The organism is Sphingomonas sp. GC_Shp_3, assembly GCF_026540945.1.
Classification (GTDB): Bacteria; Pseudomonadota; Alphaproteobacteria; order Sphingomonadales; family Sphingomonadaceae; genus Sphingomonas.
In genome coordinates this window covers 18,971-40,211 of the sequence record NZ_JALNUT010000007.1, presented here as the reverse complement: position 1 = coordinate 40,211, position 21,241 = coordinate 18,971, and the positions used below count along the sequence as shown (strand labels likewise).

The window sequence follows — 21,241 nt, the reverse complement described above, 5'->3', positions numbered from 1 at the left end:
CGGCGGTTCAGAACAGCCCGAAGAACTTCTTGTGCTGCTCCTTGCGCTCACCCGGCGCCTTCTTGCCATCCTCGGCCTTGGCGGTGGTGCCGTGGCCGACATCGTCGCGCGGTTTGCCCTTGGTGGTGCGTTGCGCCGTCGCGGTCGCCCCGGCCAGCACCGGGCCGCATTGCGCGGCCTTGGCATCGCCCACGTCGACGAACGCCAGCACCGCCGCCAGTGGCGTGCCGACCAGCCCGAGCGCGACACCCGCACCGGCGCGCGCGACCAGATCGGGGCTGATCGGGTTGATGCGGGGCTTGGCGAAGCTGCCTTCGATGCCGATCGGCGACTGGGCCGAGAACAGGCTGATCTTCTTGGCATCGGCGCGGAACGCCATGTCGATCGCCTCGGTGCCGAAGCCGAAGCCGCCGCGCCCGATCATCACGTTCTTGGTGGTGTCGATCAGGATCGGGTCCGCCGCCGCGACGCCGTGCCGTACGGTGAAGCCGATCAGCCCGCAGTTGATATGGACCGGCTCCTTGAGCTTGTCCTGGAACATCTTCTGCACGAACGTGCCGATATCGAGCTCGGCGAGCTGCACGTTGCGCGTCCAGAACGTGCCTTCGGGCAGGATGAACGCGATTCGACCATGCGAACTCGCCAGCGAATCGTGCAGCGTGTCACCATCGCCGGCCAGTGTTATATGGCCTTTGACGACGCCGCTCGTCCCCGCCTCGTCGACGCCATAGCCGGCGAGCAGCCTGCCCATCGGCGTCGGCGCGAGGCGGATGTCGTAATCGGTGTGCATCGGCGCGCGACGCTCGTCCATGATGATATCCGCGGCGACATTGCCGCGCGCCATCGAAAAGGTGAGCGGCGACAGCTTGAGCAACCGGTCGACCAGCGACACGGTGAGGTCGATATGCGAGATCGGCACGTTGCGCGATCGCACCACGCCGACTGTCCAGTGCGCATCGGCATCGAAGTTCTTGATCGATTCAACCCGCAGGTTTGCGTCCGGCAGGATGTGCGAGGCGCCCGCGCCGGTTTCCGCCGCGGCGGCGATCGCGCCTTTGGCGGCGACGGTATCGGGGTTGTAGCCGATGAACGGCGCGGCATCGACGATATCGAGCTTGCGCGTGGCGAGCTTGGCGTCGATCTTGAGGCGCGGCTTCACGTTGCGGATCGTGAAATTGCCCGACAGGTCGCTTGCACCGAATGTTCCGGCCAGATGCGTAAATGCATATTCCTCGCCGGTCTTCACCAGCGTCGCACGGGCGGTGTAGGTGCGGGTGCGCGGGATCACCACGCCGATGATGTCGAGCAGTTCGGCGGCATTTCGCCCACGCGCCTTCACGGCAAGCGGTACCCCCTCGATATCGGTCAGGCCCGGCAGCGTGCCTGACACGTCGACGATGTTGTGCGCGGCATTCGCCGTCAGTTGCAGTTCGTTCTTGCCGCGTGCGACCGTCGCATTGGGCGACAGCATCGCGCCCGACAGGGTGAATGGCGTATCGCGCACCACCCCGTTGCCGGTGAAGCGGATCGCATCGGTGATGCTGGTGCCCTGCGACCGGATCGGCTCGAACGACAGGTCGGTCACCAGCCGCATCTGCGGATCACGGTAGCGCAAGGTCGTCTGTGCGACGAGCGCGCGACGGATCAGCGGCAGCGTCAGCGGCTTGCCGCCCTTGCCGTCACCGAACGTCCAGCTGTTGTGCTTGTGCGCGGCATCCCATTCGAGATCGATCGCACCCTTGGTAAGATCGAGGAAGTGCAACCGCTTGCGCCCCCAGATCATCGAGAGCGGCGCGATGCGTGTGTCGATCCGCCCCGCCTCGAACAGGTTGGGCCTGGTCGCCCACGACGGATTCGAGATCGTGATCCCCTCGGCAAGAAACTTGATGTCGAGCGGATCGAAATAGAGCTGGAAATCGCCCCGCACTTTCAGGTCGCGGTGGAGCAGGCCGGCGGTGATCCGCTCGAACGGGTGCTTCAGGAATCGACCCTTGGTGATGTACAGCACCAGCCACACCAGGAAGATCGCCGCGACCAGCCCGATCGCGATGTTGCGGACGATCCGCCATGCGCGGCGGTGGCGACGGGGTGCAGGTTCGCCGTGATCGGCGATCCGGTCCTCGGGGGTGATGGGGCCGGCTGTGTCCATGGCGCCTCAATGCGCGCAAAGCGGTTCGGGTTGCAATCCCCGGCACGAATCGCTATGCGCCCCGCTTCCCGCGAGTAAGAGGAACTGCCCGGCCGGTATGGGCTGCCGTGGCCGTTCATAGATCGTCGCGATATAGAAAGGACGAAAATGCCCAAACTCAAGACGAAGAGCGGCGTTAAGAAGCGCTTCAAGTTCACCGCCACCGGCCTGTTGAAGCACGGCGTCGCCGGCAAGCGCCACCGCCTGTTGCATCACAACGGCAAGTACATCCGCCAGAACCGCGGCACCAAGGTTCTAGCCAAGGCGGATACCGCAGCGGTTAAGGCCTGGGCGCCTTACGGCCTGCGTTGAGCGGAAGGATATAGATAGATGGCACGCGTAAAACGGGGTGTTACCACCCGCGCCAAGCACAACCGGATTCTCGATCAGGCGAAGGGCTATTATGGCCGTCGCAAGAACACGATCCGCATCGCCCGTCAGGCCGTCGAGAAGGCCGGCCAGTACGCCTACCGCGATCGCAAGGTTAAGAAGCGCACGTTCCGCGCCCTGTGGATCCAGCGCATCAATGCGGCCGTCCGCGTCGAGGGCCTGACCTATGCGACGTTCATGCACGGCCTGAAGCTCGCCGGCGTCGAACTCGACCGGAAGGTCCTGGCCGACATCGCGATGCACGAGGGTGCGGCGTTCAGCGCGATCATCGCGCAGGCGAAGGCGGCTCTGCCCCAGGCCGCCTGAGCGATCTGTCGCGAGACGAGACAGGGGCGTCGGTGGCAACACCGGCGCCCTTTTCGTATTTGAAGCGGTGGCTTTGCCGGCGGAGCGAAGGGGAGATATCATGGCACTGCAAACCTGGTGGCTCTACGTCACCGTCGTCTTCCTGATCTCCGGCACGCCCGGCCCCAACATGCTGCACGTCATGGTGCAGAGCATCCAGCACGGCCCACGCCGAGCGCTTGCCTCAATGGCCGGGTTGATGAGCGCGGTGCTGCTGTGCCTGCTCGCCTCGGCGGCGGGGCTGGGGGCGCTGCTGAAGGCGTCGCCGCTGCTCTACACCGCGATCCGCTACGTCGGCGTGGCCTATCTGGTGTGGCTCGGCATCAAGGCATGGCGCGCGCCGGTCGGCATCGCCGAGGAGGAGGCGGCCACCCCGCAGCGGTCGCTGCGTGCGCTGTATCTCACCGGACTCGGCACCGGCCTGTCCAACCCAAAGCTCATCATCTTCGCCGCCGCGCTGTTCCCGCAGTTCGTCGATCTGCACCGCCCGCTCGCGCCGCAGCTCGGCGTGCTAGTGGCGAGCTTCGTTGCGATCGAAGGGGCGTGGTACAGCGTCTATGCGCTCGGCGGCCGCAGCCTCGCGGCGTGGCTGGCGCCCGCCAACCGGCGGCGGCTGTTCAACCGCGCGTCCGGTGTCCTCTTCATCGGTTTCGGTGCCGCGCTGCTCGGCGCGCGCGTCTGACCGCTTGACCTGAGCCGCGCGCTCGGCTTCGAGGCGTGGCGACCAAGGAAGTATTGCGATGGCTGATCTCGACCAACTTCACTCCGACCTGATCGCGCAGGTGCATGCCGCCGACAGCCTTGATGCGCTCGATGCGGTGCGCGTCGCCGCGCTCGGCAAGCAGGGCGCGGTGACGGCGCTGCTCAAGACGCTCGGCGGCATGTCGCCCGACGAGCGTCAGGTGCAAGGCCCGCGCATCCAGGCGGTGCGCGAGGGGCTGACCACCGCGATCGCCGACCGCAAGGCCGCGCTCGATCGTGCCGAACTCGACGCGAAACTGGCGCGCGAGACGCTCGACATGACGCTCCCCGCCGAAGCTGCGCCGCTCGGCAGCATCCACCCGGTTTCGCAGGTGATGGACGAACTGGCGGAAATCTTCGCGGACCTCGGCTTCGCGGTTGCGACCGGCCCGGAGATCGAGACGCAGTGGTACAACTTCACCGCGCTCAACATGCCCGAAACGCATCCCGCGCGGGCGATGCACGACACCTTTTATCTCAACGCGCACGACGGCGAGGAAGCGCGCGTGCTGCGCACCCACACGTCGCCGGTCCAGATCCGCGCGATGCAGGCGGCGGGCGGCACCAAGCCGATCCGCATCATCGCGCCCGGCCGCACCTATCGCAGCGATTCGGACGCGACCCACACGCCGATGTTCCATCAGGTCGAGGGGCTGGTGATCGACAAGGGGATCACGCTCGGCCACCTCAAATGGACGCTCGAAACCTTCCTCAAGGCGTTCTTCGAGCGCGACGATATCGTCCTGCGCCTGCGCCCGAGCTACTTCCCATTCACCGAACCCTCCGCGGAGGTCGACGTCGGCTTCTCGGTCGTGAACGGCAAGCGCGTGATCGGCGGATCGGATGGCTGGATGGAGGTGCTCGGCTCGGGCATGGTCCACCGCTCGGTCATCGCGGCGGGCGGGTACGATCCCGATGAATGGCAGGGCTTCGCGTTCGGCTGCGGGATCGACCGGCTGGCGATGCTCAAATACGGCATGGACGATCTGCGTGCCTTCTTCGACGGCGATGCGCGCTGGCTCAAGCATTACGGCTTCTCCGCACTCGACGTTCCCACTTTGTCCGGCGGAGTCGGCGCATGAAGTTCACGTTAAGCTGGCTGCACGAGCATCTCGACACGGCAGCGACCCTCACCGAGATTACCGATACGCTTACCCGCATCGGCCTCGAGCTTGAGAGCGTCGAGAACCCCGGCGCGAAGCTCGCCGCGTTCCGCGTGGCGAAGGTGCTCACCGCCGAACGCCACCCGCAGGCGGACAAGCTGCAAGTCCTCTCGGTCGATGCGGGTGACGGTCCGATGCAGGTCGTGTGCGGCGCCCCCAATGCGCGCGCCGGCCTTGTCGGCGTGTTCGGCACGCCCGGCGCGACCGTGCCCGCCAACGGCATGGTGCTCAAGGTCGCGGAGATTCGCGGCGTCGTGTCGAACGGCATGATGTGTTCGACGCGCGAGCTCGAGCTTGGCGACGATCACGACGGCATCATCGAACTGCCCGCCGATGCGCCGATCGGTACGCCCTATCCGGACTATGCCAGCCTCAACGATCCGGTGATCGACGTCGCGATCACCCCCAACAAGCAGGATTGCATGGGCGTGCGCGGCATCGCCCGCGATCTCGCCGCCGCCGGTCTGGGGCGCCTCAAGCCGCTGGTCGTACCCGGCACCGGCCAAACGCCCGCGCCGGTCGCGGGCGAGGGCGCGGGGCCAGCGATCCGCATCGAAGACACTGCGGGTTGTCCGGCATTCTACGGCCAGAGCGTGAGCGGCGTCGCCAACGGCACCGCGCCCGAGTGGATGGCGCGCCGGTTGAAGGCGATCGGCCAGAAGCCGATCTCGACGTTGGTCGATATCACCAACTACGTGTCGTTCGATCTCGGCCGCCCCTTGCACGTCTACGATCGCGCCAAGCTGTCCGGCGGTCTCATCGCACGCAAGGCCGCAGCCGGCGAGCAACTCCTCGCGCTCAACGGCAAGACCTACCCGCTCGACGAAACCATGACCGTGATCGCCGACGATAGCGGGGCGCTTGGTATCGCCGGCATCATCGGCGGCGAATCGTCGGGGTGTGGCGCCGACACCACCGACGTGGTGATCGAGTGCGCCTATTTCGATCCCGAAAGCATCGCCCGCACCGGCCAGAAGCTCAGCGTCACCAGTGACGCCCGCCAGCGGTTCGAGCGCGGCGTCGACCCGGCGTTCGTCGAGGACGGCCTCGCCATCGCCACAGCGCTGGTGGTCAGCCTGTGCGGCGGCAGCGCCAGTGGCATAACCCGCGCGGGTGAGCCGCCCGTGCCCGCCACCGTCATCAAGTACGATCCGGCGCGTGCGGAAACGCTCGGCGGCCTCGCCGTCGCGCCCGAGCGGCAGCAGGCGATCCTCGAAAGCCTAGGCTTCACCGTCTCGGCGGACTGGCATGTCGGCGTGCCGAGCTGGCGCCGCGATGTCGAGGGCGTGCCCGATCTGGTCGAGGAGGTGATCCGCATCGAGGGGATCGACCATGTCCCGCCGGTGCCGCTGCCGCGCATCCCCGGCGTCGCCACGCCGACCGCAACGCCCGAGCAGAAGATCGAACGCCGCGTCCGCCGCGCCGCCGCCGCGCGCGGCCTGAACGAGGCGGTGACGTGGAGCTTCCTGTCCGAGGCGGAGGCCGCGCCGTTTGGCGGCGGGGCGTGGAGCCTCGCCAATCCGATCAGCGAAGACCTCAAGATCATGCGCCCGTCGTTGCTGCCCGGCCTGCTGTCGGCTGCGGCGCGCAACCTCAAGCGCGGCGCGGACGGCGTGCGGCTGTTCGAACTCGGCCGCCGCTATCTGGCGGATGCCGAACGCGCGACGCTCGGGGTCGTGCTCGCCGGAGAGAAGCACCCGCGCGGCTGGCAGGGCGGCAAGGCGCAACCCTTCGACGCGTTCGACGCCAAGGCGGAGGCGATCGCGCTGCTCGCCGCGGCCGGCGCGCCCGTCGACAATCTCCAGATCTTCGGTGAAGCCGGCGACTCGTGGCACCCCGGCCGGTCCGGCACGCTGCGCCTCGGGCCGAAGACGGTGCTCGCCGCGTTCGGCATCGTTCACCCGCTGACGGCCCGCGCGTTCGATCTCGACGGGCCGATCGCGGCGGTCGAGCTGTTCCTCGATGCGATCCCGGCCAAGCGCGGCGGGGCGGGCTTCATGCGCCCGGCCTATGCCCCGCCCGCGCTCCAGCCGGTGCGGCGTGACTTCGCCTTCACCGTCCCCGCCGGGCTCGCCGCCGATGCGCTGGTGCGCGCGGTGAAGGGCGCGGACAAGGCGAGCATCACCGCGGCGCGGCTGTTCGACGTGTTCGAGCGCGAGGGTGTGCGTTCGGTCGCGATCGAGGTGACGCTGCAACCCGGTGACAAGAGCTTCACCGACGAGGCGCTCAAGGCGATCGCCGCAAAGGTGGTCGCGGCGGCGGCGAAACAGGGCGCGGTGCTGCGCGGCTGAGGGAGACGGCGAATGGCGGACCTGATCGAGATCGCAGGCGATGGGCTCAGCGCGGCGATCAACCCGTATGGCGCGGAATTGACCCACCTGCGCGACCCGGAGGGCCGCGAGTTGATGACCGACGCCGATCCGAAGTTCTGGACCGGTCACGCGCCGCTGCTGTTTCCCTTCGTCGGCCGCCTCAACGGCGATATGCTGCGCCTCGACGGTGCGGAATATCCGATGAAGCAGCACGGTTTCGCCCGCCGCCACAACTTCGCGCTGGTCAATCATGACGCGGCCAGCGCGCACTTCCGGCTGGTGGATGATGCGGAGACGCGCGCGGTCTACCCGTTCGCCTTCACGCTGGACGCCACCTACACGATCCATGGGGCCGCGCTGACCGTCGACATCGTCATCACCAATCGCGGCGATGTCGCCATGCCGGCCAGCTTCGGCTTTCACCCCGCGTTCGCCTGGCCGCTCCCCTATGGCGCGGCGCGCGAGGATCACCGTATCGTCTTCGCCGACGACGAACCCGCTACGCTGGTCGAACTCAAGGACGGCCTCGCCACCTCTGCCGATCGCGCCTCGCCGCTCGATGGGCGCGTGCTCCATCTGAAGGAGGGCCTGTTCGACGACGACGCGCTGATCTGGAATGGCCTCGCCTCGCGCAGCGTCCGCTACGGCGCGTCGACCGGCCCGCAACTGGAGGTCGCCTTCGACGCCGACAAGCTCGGCATCTGGAGCAAGCCCGGGGCGGCGCGCTTCGTCTGTATCGAGCCGTGGCACGGCATCGCCGACCCACAAGGCTACACCGGCGATTTCCGTGACAAGCCCGGCGTGTTCGAGATCGCGCCCGGCGGCACATGGTCGTGCCAGTTGCGCGTCACGCTCACCGCCTGATCTTTTCAGCGAGGGCGCGCCTTTATCGCAGCATCGATTGCAACCATCTCCACCCCGTAACAAAAAGGGGGCGGGAATGTTCGCAAGCTGGCTGACGGTGCTGTTGCTGATGCTATGGGCGCGTCGCGAGGTGAACGCCGGGCGCGCATTGTTCGCCGCCCCGCGCCGCCGGCTGGGGCGACTGGGGCGCGGGCATGTGCTGTTTGCCGTCGCAATGGCCGGAGTGATGATCGGTCTGGTGTGGCTGATGAAGGCGGACGGCGCGATGCTCGTTGCGTTCGGCTGGCCTGAGGTCGCCGCGCTTTCCACCATGATCGATCTGCCCGCGCTGATCGACATCGCGGTAATCGCCCTGGTTGCGGCGGGGCAGGCGGGGTTTGGTCGCGTTGCAAGAGCCGCGCGCCCACACCCGCGCCAGCGCCGCACGCTGCGCAGCCCGACGCGGCGGACACCCGTCAACGACGACGAGGGCAGACTGCGCCGAGCCGCTTAGTTGAGTTGCCGCGCCGCTGCCGCTAGGCCGCAGCGATGAATCACATCTCCGACCGCCGCACCTTCGCGATCATTTCGCACCCGGATGCCGGCAAAACCACACTCACTGAAAAACTGCTGCTGTTTGGCGGCGCGATCCATCTGGCCGGCGAGGTCAAGGCGCGCGGCGCCGCCCGGCGTGCCCGCTCCGACTGGATGAAGATCGAGCAGCAGCGCGGCATCTCGGTCACCTCCTCGGTGATGACGTTCGAGCGCAAGGGCACTACCTTCAACCTGCTCGACACGCCGGGCCACGAGGATTTCAGCGAAGATACCTACCGCACGCTCACCGCGGTCGATTCGGCGGTGATGGTGATCGACGTGGCAAAGGGTATCGAGAGCCAGACGCGCAAGCTGTTCGAGGTGTGTCGCCTGCGCAACGTGCCGATCATCACCTTCGTCAACAAGGTCGATCGCGAAGGCCGCGAGGTGTTCGCCATCCTCGACGAGGTGGCTGAGCTGCTCCAGCTCGACGTGACGCCGATGACCTGGCCGGTCGGGATGGGCAGCGACTTCGAGGGCATCTTCGATCTCGCCAGCAACCGCCTGCTGATGCCCGAGGGGCCCAGCCGCGAATTCCAGGGCAAGGTGATCGAGACCAGCGGACTCGACGATCCGCAGCTCGATTCGCTGCTGTCCGCGCAGACCCTTGCCAAGATGCGCGAGGATGTCGAACTCGCGCAGGTCGGTTACCCCGAGTTCGATGCCGAGGCGTATCGCGCGGGCAACCTTACGCCGGTGTATTTCGGCTCCGCGCTGAAGGAGTTCGGCGTCGATTCGCTGATCGAGGCGCTCGCCGCCTTCGCCCCGCCGCCGCGCGCACAGCCCGCCGAGCCCGCCGCCGTCGAGCCGACCCGCGACGAGGTCACCGGCTTCGTGTTTAAGGTGCAGGCCAACATGGACCCCAACCACCGCGACCGCATCGCCTTCATGCGGCTGTGTTCGGGCACGTTTAAACGCGGCATGAAGCTCACCCCCAGCGGCCACGGCAAGCCGATCGCGATCCATTCGCCGATCCTGTTTTTCGCGCAACAGCGTGAACTGGCGGACGAGGCGTATCCGGGGGACATCATCGGCATCCCCAACCACGGCACGCTGCGGGTCGGTGATACCTTGTCGGAGCGTGCGGACGTGCGCTTTACCGGGCTGCCCAATTTCGCGCCCGAAATCCTCCGCCGCGTCCAGTTGAAGGACCCGACCAAGACCAAGCAGCTCCGCAAGGCGCTCGACGATATGGCGGAGGAAGGGGTGACGCAGGTGTTCTACCCGGAGATTGGTTCGAACTGGATCATCGGCGTGGTCGGCCAGCTACAGCTCGAAGTGCTGCTGTCGCGGCTCGATGCCGAGTATAAGGTTGCCGCCGGGCTGGAGATGGCGCCGTTCGAAACCGCGCGCTGGGTATCGGCGGAGGATGCGGCCGACCTCAAGGCGTTCACCGATCTCAACCGCAGCGCGATGGCCAAGGATCGCGATGGCAACCCGGTATTCCTCGCCAAATCGGCGTGGGAGGTCGGCTACATCGCCGATCGCTATGCCAAAGTTAAGTTTGCGGCGACACGCGAGCGGTAAAAGTCTGGCTCGGCCACGGTGATCAGGCGCGGCCGTAGCCAGGCTTCGGGAACAAGGACCAAACGGCGGGGACACCGCGCGGCCCGGATCTTCCGTAATGCTTGGGGGCGTCGGAAGCTGAGGTGGTGCTACGCGATTCGCTCCCTTGACTCGATTCCGGTGCTTAACGAATCGTTAAACTACCTAGGTCACGCCGCAGCGGGAAAAATGAGCGTTCCCAAATCACTATCAGCCGACTCTGGCAAAGGGAGCGGCTATTGCGAAATCCGCTGGCTTTCGGTTGCCGCGTCATCGCTGGCGAGGGCTTCTGCCAACGCGTTTCGCACAGCACGCACCGCCTCCATGGTTGCGGCGCTGGATGGTGCACGCTTACGCTCATCGGCGAGGAGTTTCTGTACGCCACGAATCGTATAGCCTTCGTGGGTCAGCAGGCTATTGATGCGCTGCACCAACGCGACATCTTCCGGCCGGTAATAACGCCGATTGCCTGCGCGTTGCAGCGGCCGAAGCTGGGGGAAGCGCGTTTCCCAGTAGCGCAGGATATGCTGGGGCAGCCCGGTTTCACGGGATAATTCGCCGATCGTCCGATATGCGCCCGCGGCCTTGTCCCCCGCCTTTGCTCCCGCCATCCTCTCGCCCGCCGCCTGTTCCGGCGTGTCGGGGGCCGTCATCAGCCGGCGTCCACGATACGGTCGCGCATCATCTGGCTGGCGCGGAACGTCAGCACACGGCGGGGTGCGATTGGCACCTCGACACCGGTCTTCGGATTGCGCCCGACCCGCTCACCCTTGTCGCGCAGCACGAACGTGCCGAAGCCTGAAATCTTGACGTTGGCGCCCTGCGACAGCGCCTCGCACATATGTTCGAGAATTTGTTCGACCAGCTTGGACGAGTCCGCGCGCGACAACCCGACTTGATGATGCAAGGCTTCCGATAGATCGGCCCGCGTCAGTGTTCCTGTAGACACTTAGTCCTCCCCCTTTCCCCAAAGGTGACGGCCTGCGTATCACGCCGCGAAAGGTGCCGGAAGGGCTTAGTTCCTCAATGACAACGAAGAATTCCGAGACGGTACCGTGCTGTCGCAACCTCAAAACGCCGACAACGCTGTCAGAAGCGCACCACTGCCGCGCCCCAGGTGAAGCCGCCGCCCATCGCTTCGAGCACGATCAGGTCGCCGCGTGTGATTCGTCCGTCTCGAACGGCGGTGTCGAGTGCGAGCGGCACCGACGCGGCGGAGGTGTTGGCATGGCTGTCCACCGTCACCACCACCTTGTCGGGGGACAGGCCGAGCTTCTTGGCGGTGGCCTCGAGGATGCGCGCGTTGGCCTGATGCGGCACCAGCCAGTCGATCGCGGATGCGTCGAGCCCGGCGACTGCCATCGTCTCGCTCAACACTGCCGCCAGATTGGTGACGGCGTGGCGGAACACCTCGCGGCCCTTCATGCGCAGCTTGCCGACCGTACCGGTGGTGGAGGGGCCGCCATCGACGTAGAGCAGCCCGTTGTGGCGCCCGTCGGCGTGCAGCCGCACTGCGAGGATGCCGCGATCGTCAGGCGCGCCTGCGCTCTCCTGGCCTTCCAGCACGATCGCGCCCGCGCCGTCGCCGAACAGCACGCAGGTTGCGCGGTCCTCCCAGTCGAGGATGCGGCTGAACGTCTCCGACCCGATCACCAGCGCGCGGCGTGCCGAACCGGCGCGGATCATGCTGTCCGCCACCTGCACCGCGTAGAGGAAGCCCGAACATACCGCCGCCACGTCGAACGCGACGGCATCGTCGATGCCCAGCATCGCCTGCACCTTGGTCGCGCTCGACGGGAAGGTTTGGTCGGGCGTGGCGGTCGCCAGCACGATCAGGTCGATGTCCTGCGCGGTGCAGCCCGCCGCCGCGATTGCGGCGCGTGCGGCATCGGCGGCGAGCGTCGCGGTGGTCTCATCGGGGCCGGCGATGTGGCGGAACTTGATGCCGGTGCGTTCGACGATCCATTCGTCGGTGGTGTCGACGGTTTCGGCAAGCTGCGCGTTCGAAACCCGCCGCGCGGGGAGCGCGGAGCCGGTTCCGGTGATGACGGCGCGAATCATGGCTAGTTCCTTCGAGCCCGGTCAGGCTGCCTTTGCTTCGAAATTGCCGAGATCCTCGGCGATGCGGCGCGTCAGGTCGTCGCGCACCATTTTGGCGGCCACGCCGATCGCGGTGGCGACGCCGATCTCGTTGGCGCTGCCGTGGCTCTTCAACACGAGACCGTTGAGGCCGAGGAAGACTGCGCCATTGTGGTTGTTCGGATCGAGATGGTGACGCAGCAGGTCGGTCGCCGGCTTCGAGATCAGGAAGCCGATCTTCGAGCGGGTCGAGCTTTTGAACGCACGGCGCAGCAGGTCCGCCACGAACCGCGCGGTGCCCTCCGCCGTCTTGAGCGCGATGTTGCCGGAGAAGCCGTCGCACACCACCACGTCGACCTCGCCGCGCGACAGCCGGTCACCCTCGATAAAGCCGGTGAAGGTCATCGGCAGGTGCGTGGCGAGGCGAAGCGTCTGCGCGGCATCGCGGATCTCGTCAGTGCCCTTCTGGTCCTCGCTGCCGATGTTGAGCAGCGCGACGCGGGGACTCTCGACCTCCAGCGTGGTGCGGGCATAGGCGGCGCCCATCACCGCGAACTGCACGAGGTTGCGAGCATCGCATTCGGTATTGGCGCCGAGATCGAGCACCACCACGTCGTTATCGCCGAGCGAGGGCAGCATCGCCGCCAGCGCTGGCCGGTCGATACCGGGCATGGTGCGCAGGCTCAGCTTCGCCATCGCCATCAGCGCGCCGGTGTTGCCCGCCGATACGCAGGCCGAGGCACGACCCTTTTTCACCATATCGATGGCGATCCCCATCGACGTGGTCTTGGCGCGACGAATCGCCTGGCTCGGCTTGTCGGAGGAACCCACCACCTCGGGGGCGTGGACGATCTCCGAATGCGCGGTCAGGTTGGGGTGCTTCTTCAGCCCCTCGGTGATCGCCGCTTCATCCCCGACGAGGATGAAGCGCAGCTCCTCGAACTGGCGACGCGCGCGCGCGACGCCGGCGAGCATGACTGCCAGCCCCTCGTCGCCACCCATCGCATCCACGGCAATCCGGGAGCCGTTCATCACTGCACCCCCTTGTTCCGTGGAGATCAGGCTTCGACCGAGACGATCTCGCGGCCGTTATAATGGCCGCACGCGTTGCACAGGTTGTGCGGGCGCTTCAGTTCGCCGCAGTTCGGGCATTCCTGGAACGACGCGATGCTCAGCGCATCGTGCGCGCGACGCATGCCACGCTTGGACGGGGTGGTTTTTCTTTTGGGGACGGCCATTTCGGCGAAACCTTGTGCTTGTTGCGTATCGATGCGAGTCGATCCGCCCGGACCATGCCCAAGCGACCGACGGTAAGTCGGCCGCGGAAGGCACCAGCGGCCGAACGCATCGCGAAGCACCGCGCCTATAGCGATTTCGGCCGGCGTTGCAAGCGCCGCGCTCCGGTGCCACAGCCGCCACCTCTCTTGAAAGGAACGAAATTGGCGTCTGTCCTGCTGCCGATCACGCTTGCCGCCGCCGGTGGCGCCGGCATCATCAACTTCTGGCTGGCGGTGCGCACCGGGCTGATTCGCCGCGCCACCGGGGTGGAACTCGGCGATGGCGGCAGCGCGCCGCTGATTCGGCGGATGCGCGCGCACGCCAATTTCGTCGAATACACGCCCTTCGTATTGCTGCTGATCGCGCTGATCGAATTCAACATCGGCAGCCCGGCGTGGCTGTGGGTCGTCAGCGCCGCCTTCCTGCTCTCCCGCGTCGCACACGCGCTCGGCATGGACGGCATGCCCGCCGGACGCGCGATCGGTACCGCCGTCACCTTCGCGACGCTGGTCGGCCTGTCGGCCTATGCGGTGGCGCTGCCGTTCATCGGTGGCGCCCATACGGCTGCGGAGACGATGATCCGCATCCGGTAATCACGCCGCCAGCGCGCGATCGCTCACATACGGGTTGGTCGCGCGCTCCTGCGCGAAGGTGCCGGGCTGGCCGTGCCCGGGCAGGAAGGTGGTGTCGTCCCCCATCGGCCACAGCTTGGCGACGATCGCATCGAGCAGATCCTGATGGCTGCCGAGCGGAAAGTCGGTCCGCCCGATCGACCCTGCGAACAGCACGTCGCCGACGATTGCCAGTTTGGAGGCGGGGTGGTGGAACACGACGTGCCCCGGCGTGTGGCCGGGGGTGTGATACACGTCGAGCGTGAGGTTACCGACCGTGACGGTATCGCCCTCGACCAGCCAGCGGTCCGGCTCGAACGGGGTACCAGGGACGCCGTAGGCGCGACCGTCATCCTCCAGCCGCGCGATCCAGAAGCGGTCCGCCTCGTGCGGCCCCTCGATCGGCACGCCGAGTTCCTTGGCGAACGGCCCCGCCGCGCCGCAATGGTCGATATGGCCGTGGGTGAGGATGATCTTCTCCACGGTGACGCCGTGTTGCGCCGCCGCCGCGCGCAGCTTGGGCAGGTCGCCACCGGGATCGACGAACGCGCCGCGCATCGTCTGCGTACACCACAGCAAGGTGCAATTCTGCTGGAGCGGCGTCACCGGCACGATCGCCGCGCGGAGGGGTGGGTTGGCCATACCGGGACACCTAAGCCCGCCGTACCGGGCAGACAAGGGCGTGGGTGACGGCATGGGTCGCGGCAGGGCTTGCTCAACCGGGCATAAACGCTGCATCTGTCGCCCGGATATGCTGCCGGCCGCCCCCTTTGTCCTGCTCGACGATGCGAGCGATGCCGGTGAGGTCGCGCGGCTCTATTGCGATCCGGTGCAGATCGTCACGGCGCACAGCATCGCGGAGGTGTGGCCGGCGCTGGCGGCGATCCGGGCGGGGCAGCGCGAAGGGCTGCACGCCGCCGGCTACCTCGCCTACGAAGCCGGCGGCGCGTTCGAGCCGACGCTGGCGCCGCCACCGGCAACCGATGCGCCGCTGCTGTGGTTCGGCCTGTTCGCCGGCTGGGACACGGTGGCGGACGTGCCCGCGCTGCTGCCCGATCCCGCCGGCGCATGGATCGGCCCGAGCGAACCCGCAATCGACTATGCCACCTATGCGGAGCGGTTCGCGGCCGTGCGTGAGCTGATCGCGGCGGGTGACGTCTATCAGGCCAACCTGACCTATCCGGCGGCGGTGCCGGTGCAGGGCGATCCGTGTGCGCTATATGCGCAACTGCGCGGGCGGGCGCGGGCGGGGCATGGCGCGCTGATCCACGACGGCGCGCGCTGGCTGCTGTCGCTCTCGCCCGAGCGGTTCTTCGCGCTGTCGGGCCGCGATCTCGTCTGCACGCCGATGAAGGGTACCGCGCGGCGCGGCGCGACGGCGGCAGAGGATAGCGCGCTCGCTGACGCGCTCGCCGGCGATCCCAAGCAGCGCGCCGAGAATCTGATGATCGTCGATTTGATGCGCAACGATCTCGCCCGCGTTGCCGTGGCGGGCAGCGTCGCCGTGCCCGACCTGTTCGCGGTTGAACGCTACCCGAGCGTGCAGCAGATGGTCTCCACCGTCACCGCCACGCTCGCGCCCGAGCAGGACGCGATCGACGTGCTCGCCGCGCTGTTCCCATGCGGTTCGATCACCGGCGCGCCCAAGCTGCGCGCGATGGAGGTGATCGCCGAGGTCGAGGGTGCCCCACGCGGCCTCTACACTGGCGCGATCGGCCGGATCGACGCGGGCGGCGATGCCGCCTTCAACGTCGCGATCCGCACGCTGGTACTGGCGGACGGGCACGCCACGTTCGGCGTCGGCGGCGGCATCGTCGCCGATTCGCGAGCTGCCGAGGAATGGGCGGAGACGCAGGTGAAATCCGCCTTTCTCGCCACGCCCGGCCGGGGTTTCGACCTGATCGAGACGATGGCGTTCGATCCGGTCGCCGGGCTGGCGCAACTCGAACGCCACCTCGAACGATTGAAGGCGAGCGCCACCGCGTTCGACTTCGCGTTCGATCGCCACGATACGCGCAACGAACTCCAGGCGGCGACCTTCCGCTTGCGCGACGCCCGTCGCATCCGCCTGCTGCTCGCGCGCAGCGGCGCGATCGCCATCGAGGTATCGCCGCTGCCGTGCACCCCCGCCGGCCCGGTGCCGGTCGCGGTGGTGCCGCTGCCGGTCGATCCCAGCGATTTCCGCCTGCGCCACAAGACCACCGATCGCGGCTTCTACGACGCCGCCCGCACCGCCGCCGGTACGTTCGAGGTGGTGTTCGCGCGCCCGGACGGCCTGCTCACCGAAGGCAGCTTCGCCGCGCTGTTCGTGCCGCGCGGCGACCGGCTTGTCACCCCGCCGCTGGCGCGCGGGTTGCTGCCCGGCGTGCTGCGCGCCGCGCTGCTCGACAGCGGCGAAGCGGTCGAGGGCGATCTCACCGCCGCCGACCTTGCGGACGGCTTCTTCGTCGGCAATGCGGTGCGCGGGCTGATCCCGGCGGTGCTGGCGGTTGCGGAAGGCGCGGACGCCAGTCTATAGCCGCGCCGCTTGTCCCCGATAGAGGCGTTTCCCCATGCACCCATCCGCCGCGCTTGCCCGCATCAAGCCTTCGCCCACGCTCGCGATCACCTCGCGCGTGCAGGAGTTGAAGCGCGCCGGCGTCGACGTGATTGGTCTGGGCGCCGGCGAACCCGATTTCGACACGCCCGACTTCATCAAGGAAGCCGGCATCAAGGCGATCCGCGACGGGCAGACCAAATACACCAACGTCGACGGCACGCCCGAACTGAAGGACGCGGTCGTCGCCAAATATCTGCGCGACAACGGCCTCACCTACACGCGCGATCAGATTACCATCAACGCGGGCGGCAAGCACACCCTGTTCAACGCGATGGTCGCTACGCTCGACGCTGGCGACGAGGTGGTGATCCCCGCGCCCTACTGGGTGAGCTACCCGGACGTGGTGTTGTTCGCGGGCGGCACCCCGGTGTTCGTCGCGGCGGGCGCGGACCAGAACTACAAGATCACGCCCGAGCAGCTCGATGCGGCGATCACGCCGAAGACCAAATGGGTCATCATCAACTCGCCGTCGAACCCGACCGGCGCCGCGTACAGCGAATCGGAGCTGAAGGCCCTCGGCGAAGTGCTGGAGCGGCATCCGCATGTGTGGATCTTCGCCGACGATATGTACGAGCATATCCTGTTCGACGATTTCAAGTTCACCACCATCGCGCAGGTCTGCCCCTCGCTGTACGAACGCACGCTGACCGCCAACGGCTGTTCCAAGGCCTATGCGATGACCGGCTGGCGGATCGGTTTCGCCGGCGGCGCGCCGTGGCTGATCAAGGCGATGTCCAAGCTGCAATCGCAATCGACCAGCAACCCCTGCTCGATCGCGCAGGCCGCGAGCGTCGCCGCGCTGACCGGCGATCAGGGCTTCCTCAAGGACAATGCCGCGCTGTTCCAGCGCCGCCGCGATCTCGTCGTCGGCATGCTCAACCAAATCGAGGGCATGACCTGCCCGAACCCGGAGGGGGCGTTCTACGTCTACCCGGAATTCTCCGGCCTGATCGGCAAGAGCACCCCGAGCGGCAAGCGCATCGACACCGACGAGGATTTCGTCGGCTATCTGCTCGACGATGCCAAGGTCGCGGCGGTGCAGGGCGCGGCGTTCGGCCTCTCGCCGGCGATGCGGATCAGCTATGCGACCAGCGACGAGCTGCTGACCAAGGCGTGCGAGCGGATTCAGGCGGCCTGCGCGGCGCTGAAATAACGGGCGGGGCGCGGCGAGGGCGACGGACCCGCGCCCTTCTGCCTTTCTCGGCGCAGGCCGGGGTCCGGTTGCGGAGCGACGATAGGCTTGTGGCGCTGCGTTATGGTCGCGCTTTTAACTCGGCGCCGGGGGTTAAGGCGCTTCCCCCCACTTCGCGGGGTGGCGAAGCCACGCCTTCGGTCCTCGCTGGCGCGAGGCCGGCCGCGCTTCTCGCCGAGACGCGGATTAGCTTTTGCTAATCCGCTGCGAGAAGCTAGAACAACCCCTCTATCTCGCCCTCATCCCCAAACCGGATAGCCTCCGCCGCAGGCACGCGCGGCAGGCCCGGCATCGTCATCAGGTCCCCGCACACCGCCACCACGAAGCCAGCCCCCGCCGCCAGCCGCACCTCGCGGATCGGCACGACATGGCCGACCGGCGCGCCGAGCAGCGTCGGATCGGCGGAGAAGCTGTACTGCGTCTTCGCCATGCACACCGGCAGATGGCCGAACCCCGCCGCTTCCCAACGCGCAAGCTGCGCCACTACCTTGGCATCCGCCGCCACGTCGTCGGCGCGGTACAGCCGCGTCGCCACCGCACGCATCTTGTCGAGGAGCGGCAGGTCGTCGCCATAAAGCGGCCGGAACTTCGCACCGCCCGCGTCGATCCGCGCCACCACCGCCTCGGCGAGATCGACCGCGCCCGCGCCGCCGTCCGCCCAATGGCGGCACAGCACGCCCTCGGTACCGTGCGCGGTGGCGATCGCACGGATCGCGTCGATCTCGGCGTCGCTGTCGGTGGCGAAGTGGTTGATCGCCACCACCACCGGCACGCCGAATTGGCGCACGTTCTCGATATGCCGCGCGAGGTTCACCCCGCCACGCTGCACCGCCGCCACGTCCTCACGGCCGAGATCGGCCTTGGCGACGCCGCCGTTCATCTTCAGCGCGCGCACCGTCGCGACGATCACCGCTGCGTCCGGCGCCAGCCCCGCTTGACGGCACTTGATATCGAAGAACTTCTCCGCGCCGAGGTCCGCGCCGAACCCCGCCTCGGTCACCACGTAATCGCCGAGCGCCAAAGCCGCGCGCGTCGCGATCACCGAATTGCAGCCGTGCGCGATATTGGCGAACGGCCCGCCGTGCAGCAGCGCGGGGTTGCCCTCCAGCGTCTGCACGAGGTTGGGCTTGATCGCTTGGCCCAGCAGCACCGCCATCGCGCCATCCGCCTTGAGGTCGCGCGCCGTCACCGGGCGGCGGTCTCGCGTCTCCGCGACGATGATCCGCCCGAGTCGCGCTTCCAGATCGGCGGCATCCTCGGCGAGGCACAGCACCGCCATAACCTCCGACGCGACGGTAATGTCGAACCCCGACGCGCGGGGGAAGCCGTTGGCGACCCCGCCGAGCGACTGGGTGACCTCGCGCAACGCCCGGTCGTTCATGTCGAGCACCCGCTTCCACGTCACCCGCCGCACGTCGATATCGAGTGCATTGCCCCAATAGATGTGGTTGTCGATCATCGCCGCGAGCAAATTGTGCGCAGAGGTGATCGCGTGAAAATCGCCGGTGAAATGGAGGTTGATATCGACCATCGGGCCGACCTGCGCATAGCCGCCGCCGGTCGCACCGCCCTTGGTGCCGAAACACGGCCCCAGCGACGGCTCGCGCAACGCCAGCACGGTCTTGCGCCCGGTGCGGTTGAGCGCATCGGCGAGCCCGACTGAGGTGGTGGTCTTGCCCTCGCCAGCCGGCGTCGGGTTGATTGCGGTGACGAGGATCAGCTTGCCCGGGGTGCGCGGCGGCAGCACGGCGGGATCGAACTTCGCCTTGTCGCGGCCATAGGGCTCGATCTGCTCCGGCGTGAGCCCGAGATCGGCGGCCACGTCCACGATCGGGCGTAGCGTCACCCCCCGGCTGATGTCGATATCGCTCGGCATCGTCATTCCCCCCAAGCGCCGGCCTCAGCCGTCGCTCGCCCGCTCGATATCCGCGCCGACTGCGCTCAGCTTCTCCTCAAGCCGCTCGTAACCGCGATCGAGGTGATACACCCGCGCCACCTGCGTCTCGCCCTCCGCCGCAAGCCCCGCCAGGATCAGGCTCATCGACGCGCGCAGGTCGGTCGCCATCACCGGCGCGCCGACCAGCCGCTCGACCCCGCGCACCACTGCGGTGCGGCCCGAGACGTGGATGTCTGCGCCCATCCGCGCCAGTTCCGGCACGTGCATGTAGCGGTTCTCGAAGATCGTCTCAGTCAGCACGCTGGCGCCGTCGGCCTTGGTCAGCATCGCCATGAATTGCGCCTGCATATCGGTGGCGAAACCGGGGAACGGCGCAGTCGACAGCGTCAGTGGCTTCAGCCGCTCGGGCGCCGCGACGTGGAGCACGTTGTCGCGTTCCTCCACGGTCACGCCCGCCTCGATCAGCGCGGTGATCGTCGCGCGCATATCCTCCGCCACGACGCCGACGAGATCGAGCGTACCACCGGTGATCGCCGCCGCGCAGGCGTAGCTGCCCGCCTCGATCCGGTCGGGCATCACCGCATAGGTCGCGCCGTGCAGGCGGTCGACGCCGGTGATCTCCAGCGTCTCGCTGCCGATGCCGGTGATCTTCGCGCCCATCGCCACCAGGCAGTTGCAAAGGTCGACGATCTCCGGCTCGCGCGCGGCATTGCCGATCCGGGAGACCCCGCGCGCCAGCACCGCCGCCATCACCACATTCTCGGTCGCCCCGACCGATACGATCGGGAACACATAGTCGCCGCCCGGCAACCGCCCGCCCGGCGCGCTCGCCTTTACATAGCCCGCCGCCAACTCGATCTCCGCGCCGATCGCCTCGAGCGCCTTGAGGTGGAGGTCGATCGGCCGATTGCCGATCGCGCAGCCACCTGGCAGCGAAACGGTCGCCTCGCCCGCCCGCCCGACCAGTGGGCCGAGCACCAGAATCGACGCGCGCATCTTGCGTACGATATCGTACGGCGCCTCGGTCGAGGTGAGCTTGCCGGCACGGATTGTCATCACCCGGCCGAAGTCTTCCGGCCGCGCGCCCTCGATCTGCGTCGAGGCGCCGAGCTGGTTGAGCAGGTGGCCGAAACTGTCGACGTCCGCCAGCCGCGGCAGGTTGCGCAGCGTCAGCGGCTCCTCGGTCAGCAGCGCGCACGGCATCAGCGTGAGCGCAGCGTTCTTGGCACCGGAAATGGGGAGACGGCCCGACAGGCGCTTGCCGCCGCGAATGATGATACGATCCATCCTCCGGCTCTTATCGCTTCGTCCCGCGCGCGCAAGCGAACGCACGAGATTGAAAGGGGAATGTGACCGGTTTGAAGCCCTATTGATCGACTTTAATGCGCTGATCCCCCCGCGCTGCTTTGGATGGGCAACCAAGGGGGATTGTACCGAGTGTCAGGGAGTTGCTTCGCCGAACGT

At 67.5% G+C, this 21,241-nt stretch carries 20 protein-coding genes; 11 read left to right on the top strand and 9 right to left on the bottom strand.

Annotated elements, in window-relative coordinates; translation table 11 throughout:
* Positions 1–7: 7 nt before the first annotated feature.
* Entirely contained in the window at positions 8–2,149 is a 2,142-nt protein-coding gene (locus OXR00_RS13785) for an AsmA family protein (protein ID WP_267388843.1), read from the bottom strand.
* A gap of 147 nt (positions 2,150–2,296) precedes the next feature.
* Between OXR00_RS13785 and rpmI the strand changes: the two genes are divergently transcribed.
* The 8 genes from rpmI to OXR00_RS13745 all read left to right on the top strand — a co-directional run bounded on the left by rpmI (position 2,297) and on the right by OXR00_RS13745 (position 10,103).
* The gene (rpmI, locus tag OXR00_RS13780) at positions 2,297–2,500 is read left to right on the top strand and encodes a 50S ribosomal protein L35 (protein WP_069203665.1); all 204 of its coding nucleotides are present in this window, start codon (positions 2,297–2,299) and stop codon (positions 2,498–2,500) included.
* Positions 2,501–2,518: 18 nt separating this feature from the next.
* Positions 2,519–2,884, top strand: a complete 366-nt coding sequence (gene rplT, locus OXR00_RS13775) for a 50S ribosomal protein L20 (protein WP_242147995.1) — start codon at positions 2,519–2,521, stop codon at positions 2,882–2,884.
* 100 nt (positions 2,885–2,984) lie between these two features.
* Positions 2,985–3,605, top strand: a complete 621-nt coding sequence (locus OXR00_RS13770; RefSeq protein WP_267388839.1) for a LysE family translocator — start codon at positions 2,985–2,987, stop codon at positions 3,603–3,605.
* 58 nt (positions 3,606–3,663) lie between these two features.
* Entirely contained in the window at positions 3,664–4,746 is a 1,083-nt protein-coding gene (pheS, locus tag OXR00_RS13765) for a phenylalanine--tRNA ligase subunit alpha (RefSeq protein WP_267388837.1), read from the top strand.
* Positions 4,743–7,118 carry a phenylalanine--tRNA ligase subunit beta gene (pheT, locus tag OXR00_RS13760; RefSeq protein ID WP_267388836.1) on the top strand — a complete coding sequence of 792 codons (2,376 nt, stop codon included), beginning with the start codon at positions 4,743–4,745 and terminating at the stop codon, positions 7,116–7,118. Before pheS ends, pheT begins: the two co-directional genes overlap by 4 nt.
* Positions 7,119–7,130: 12 nt before the next feature.
* Positions 7,131–8,003: an aldose 1-epimerase family protein gene (locus OXR00_RS13755; protein ID WP_267388835.1), complete on the top strand. Its 873-nt coding sequence runs from the start codon at positions 7,131–7,133 to the stop codon at positions 8,001–8,003.
* A 76-nt stretch (positions 8,004–8,079) separates the two neighbouring features.
* Positions 8,080–8,496, top strand: coding sequence for a hypothetical protein (locus tag OXR00_RS13750; protein WP_267388833.1), 417 nt, complete (start codon positions 8,080–8,082; stop codon positions 8,494–8,496).
* 35 nt (positions 8,497–8,531) lie between these two features.
* Positions 8,532–10,103, top strand: coding sequence for a peptide chain release factor 3 (locus OXR00_RS13745; RefSeq protein ID WP_267388832.1), 1,572 nt, complete (start codon positions 8,532–8,534; stop codon positions 10,101–10,103).
* A 254-nt stretch (positions 10,104–10,357) separates the two neighbouring features.
* On the opposite strand, the gene OXR00_RS13740 is transcribed toward OXR00_RS13745, so the two are convergent.
* The 5 genes from OXR00_RS13740 to rpmF all read right to left on the bottom strand — a co-directional run bounded on the left by OXR00_RS13740 (position 10,358) and on the right by rpmF (position 13,438).
* Positions 10,358–10,732 (bottom strand): MerR family transcriptional regulator, encoded by a 375-nt coding sequence (locus OXR00_RS13740; protein WP_267388975.1) that lies wholly within the window; start codon positions 10,730–10,732, stop codon positions 10,358–10,360.
* Between the two features lie 41 nt (positions 10,733–10,773).
* The gene (locus tag OXR00_RS13735; RefSeq protein WP_313931914.1) at positions 10,774–11,070 is read right to left on the bottom strand and encodes an integration host factor subunit alpha; all 297 of its coding nucleotides are present in this window, start codon (positions 11,068–11,070) and stop codon (positions 10,774–10,776) included.
* Between the two features lie 140 nt (positions 11,071–11,210).
* Positions 11,211–12,182, bottom strand: coding sequence for a beta-ketoacyl-ACP synthase III (locus OXR00_RS13730; protein WP_276593103.1), 972 nt, complete (start codon positions 12,180–12,182; stop codon positions 11,211–11,213).
* 21 nt (positions 12,183–12,203) lie between these two features.
* Positions 12,204–13,235 (bottom strand): phosphate acyltransferase PlsX, encoded by a 1,032-nt coding sequence (gene plsX / locus OXR00_RS13725; protein WP_267388831.1) that lies wholly within the window; start codon positions 13,233–13,235, stop codon positions 12,204–12,206.
* Between the two features lie 23 nt (positions 13,236–13,258).
* Positions 13,259–13,438: a 50S ribosomal protein L32 gene (rpmF, locus tag OXR00_RS13720; RefSeq protein ID WP_267388972.1), complete on the bottom strand. Its 180-nt coding sequence runs from the start codon at positions 13,436–13,438 to the stop codon at positions 13,259–13,261.
* Positions 13,439–13,639: 201 nt separating this feature from the next.
* On the opposite strand from rpmF, the gene OXR00_RS13715 reads away from it, so the two are divergent.
* Complete coding sequence (locus OXR00_RS13715) at positions 13,640–14,071, top strand: MAPEG family protein (protein ID WP_267388830.1); 432 nt, start codon at positions 13,640–13,642, stop codon at positions 14,069–14,071.
* Here the strand turns inward: OXR00_RS13715 and OXR00_RS13710 are convergent, their stop codons facing one another.
* The gene (locus tag OXR00_RS13710; protein WP_267388829.1) at positions 14,072–14,731 is read right to left on the bottom strand and encodes an MBL fold metallo-hydrolase; all 660 of its coding nucleotides are present in this window, start codon (positions 14,729–14,731) and stop codon (positions 14,072–14,074) included. It lies immediately after the preceding gene.
* A 109-nt stretch (positions 14,732–14,840) separates the two neighbouring features.
* On the opposite strand from OXR00_RS13710, the gene pabB reads away from it, so the two are divergent.
* Both pabB and OXR00_RS13700 read left to right on the top strand, forming a co-directional pair.
* A complete protein-coding gene (gene pabB, locus OXR00_RS13705; protein WP_267388828.1) occupies positions 14,841–16,607 on the top strand; it encodes an aminodeoxychorismate synthase component I in 1,767 nt (588 codons plus the stop codon).
* Between the two features lie 34 nt (positions 16,608–16,641).
* Positions 16,642–17,841 (top strand): pyridoxal phosphate-dependent aminotransferase, encoded by a 1,200-nt coding sequence (locus tag OXR00_RS13700; protein WP_267388826.1) that lies wholly within the window; start codon positions 16,642–16,644, stop codon positions 17,839–17,841.
* A gap of 253 nt (positions 17,842–18,094) precedes the next feature.
* Here the strand turns inward: OXR00_RS13700 and OXR00_RS13695 are convergent, their stop codons facing one another.
* Positions 18,095–19,756 carry a formate--tetrahydrofolate ligase gene (locus OXR00_RS13695; protein WP_267388824.1) on the bottom strand — a complete coding sequence of 554 codons (1,662 nt, stop codon included), beginning with the start codon at positions 19,754–19,756 and terminating at the stop codon, positions 18,095–18,097.
* Positions 19,757–19,780: 24 nt separating this feature from the next.
* On the bottom strand, positions 19,781–21,064 hold the full coding sequence (murA, locus tag OXR00_RS13690) for a UDP-N-acetylglucosamine 1-carboxyvinyltransferase (RefSeq protein ID WP_267388822.1): 1,284 nt from the start codon (positions 21,062–21,064) through the stop codon (positions 19,781–19,783).
* Positions 21,065–21,241 lie beyond the last annotated feature (177 nt).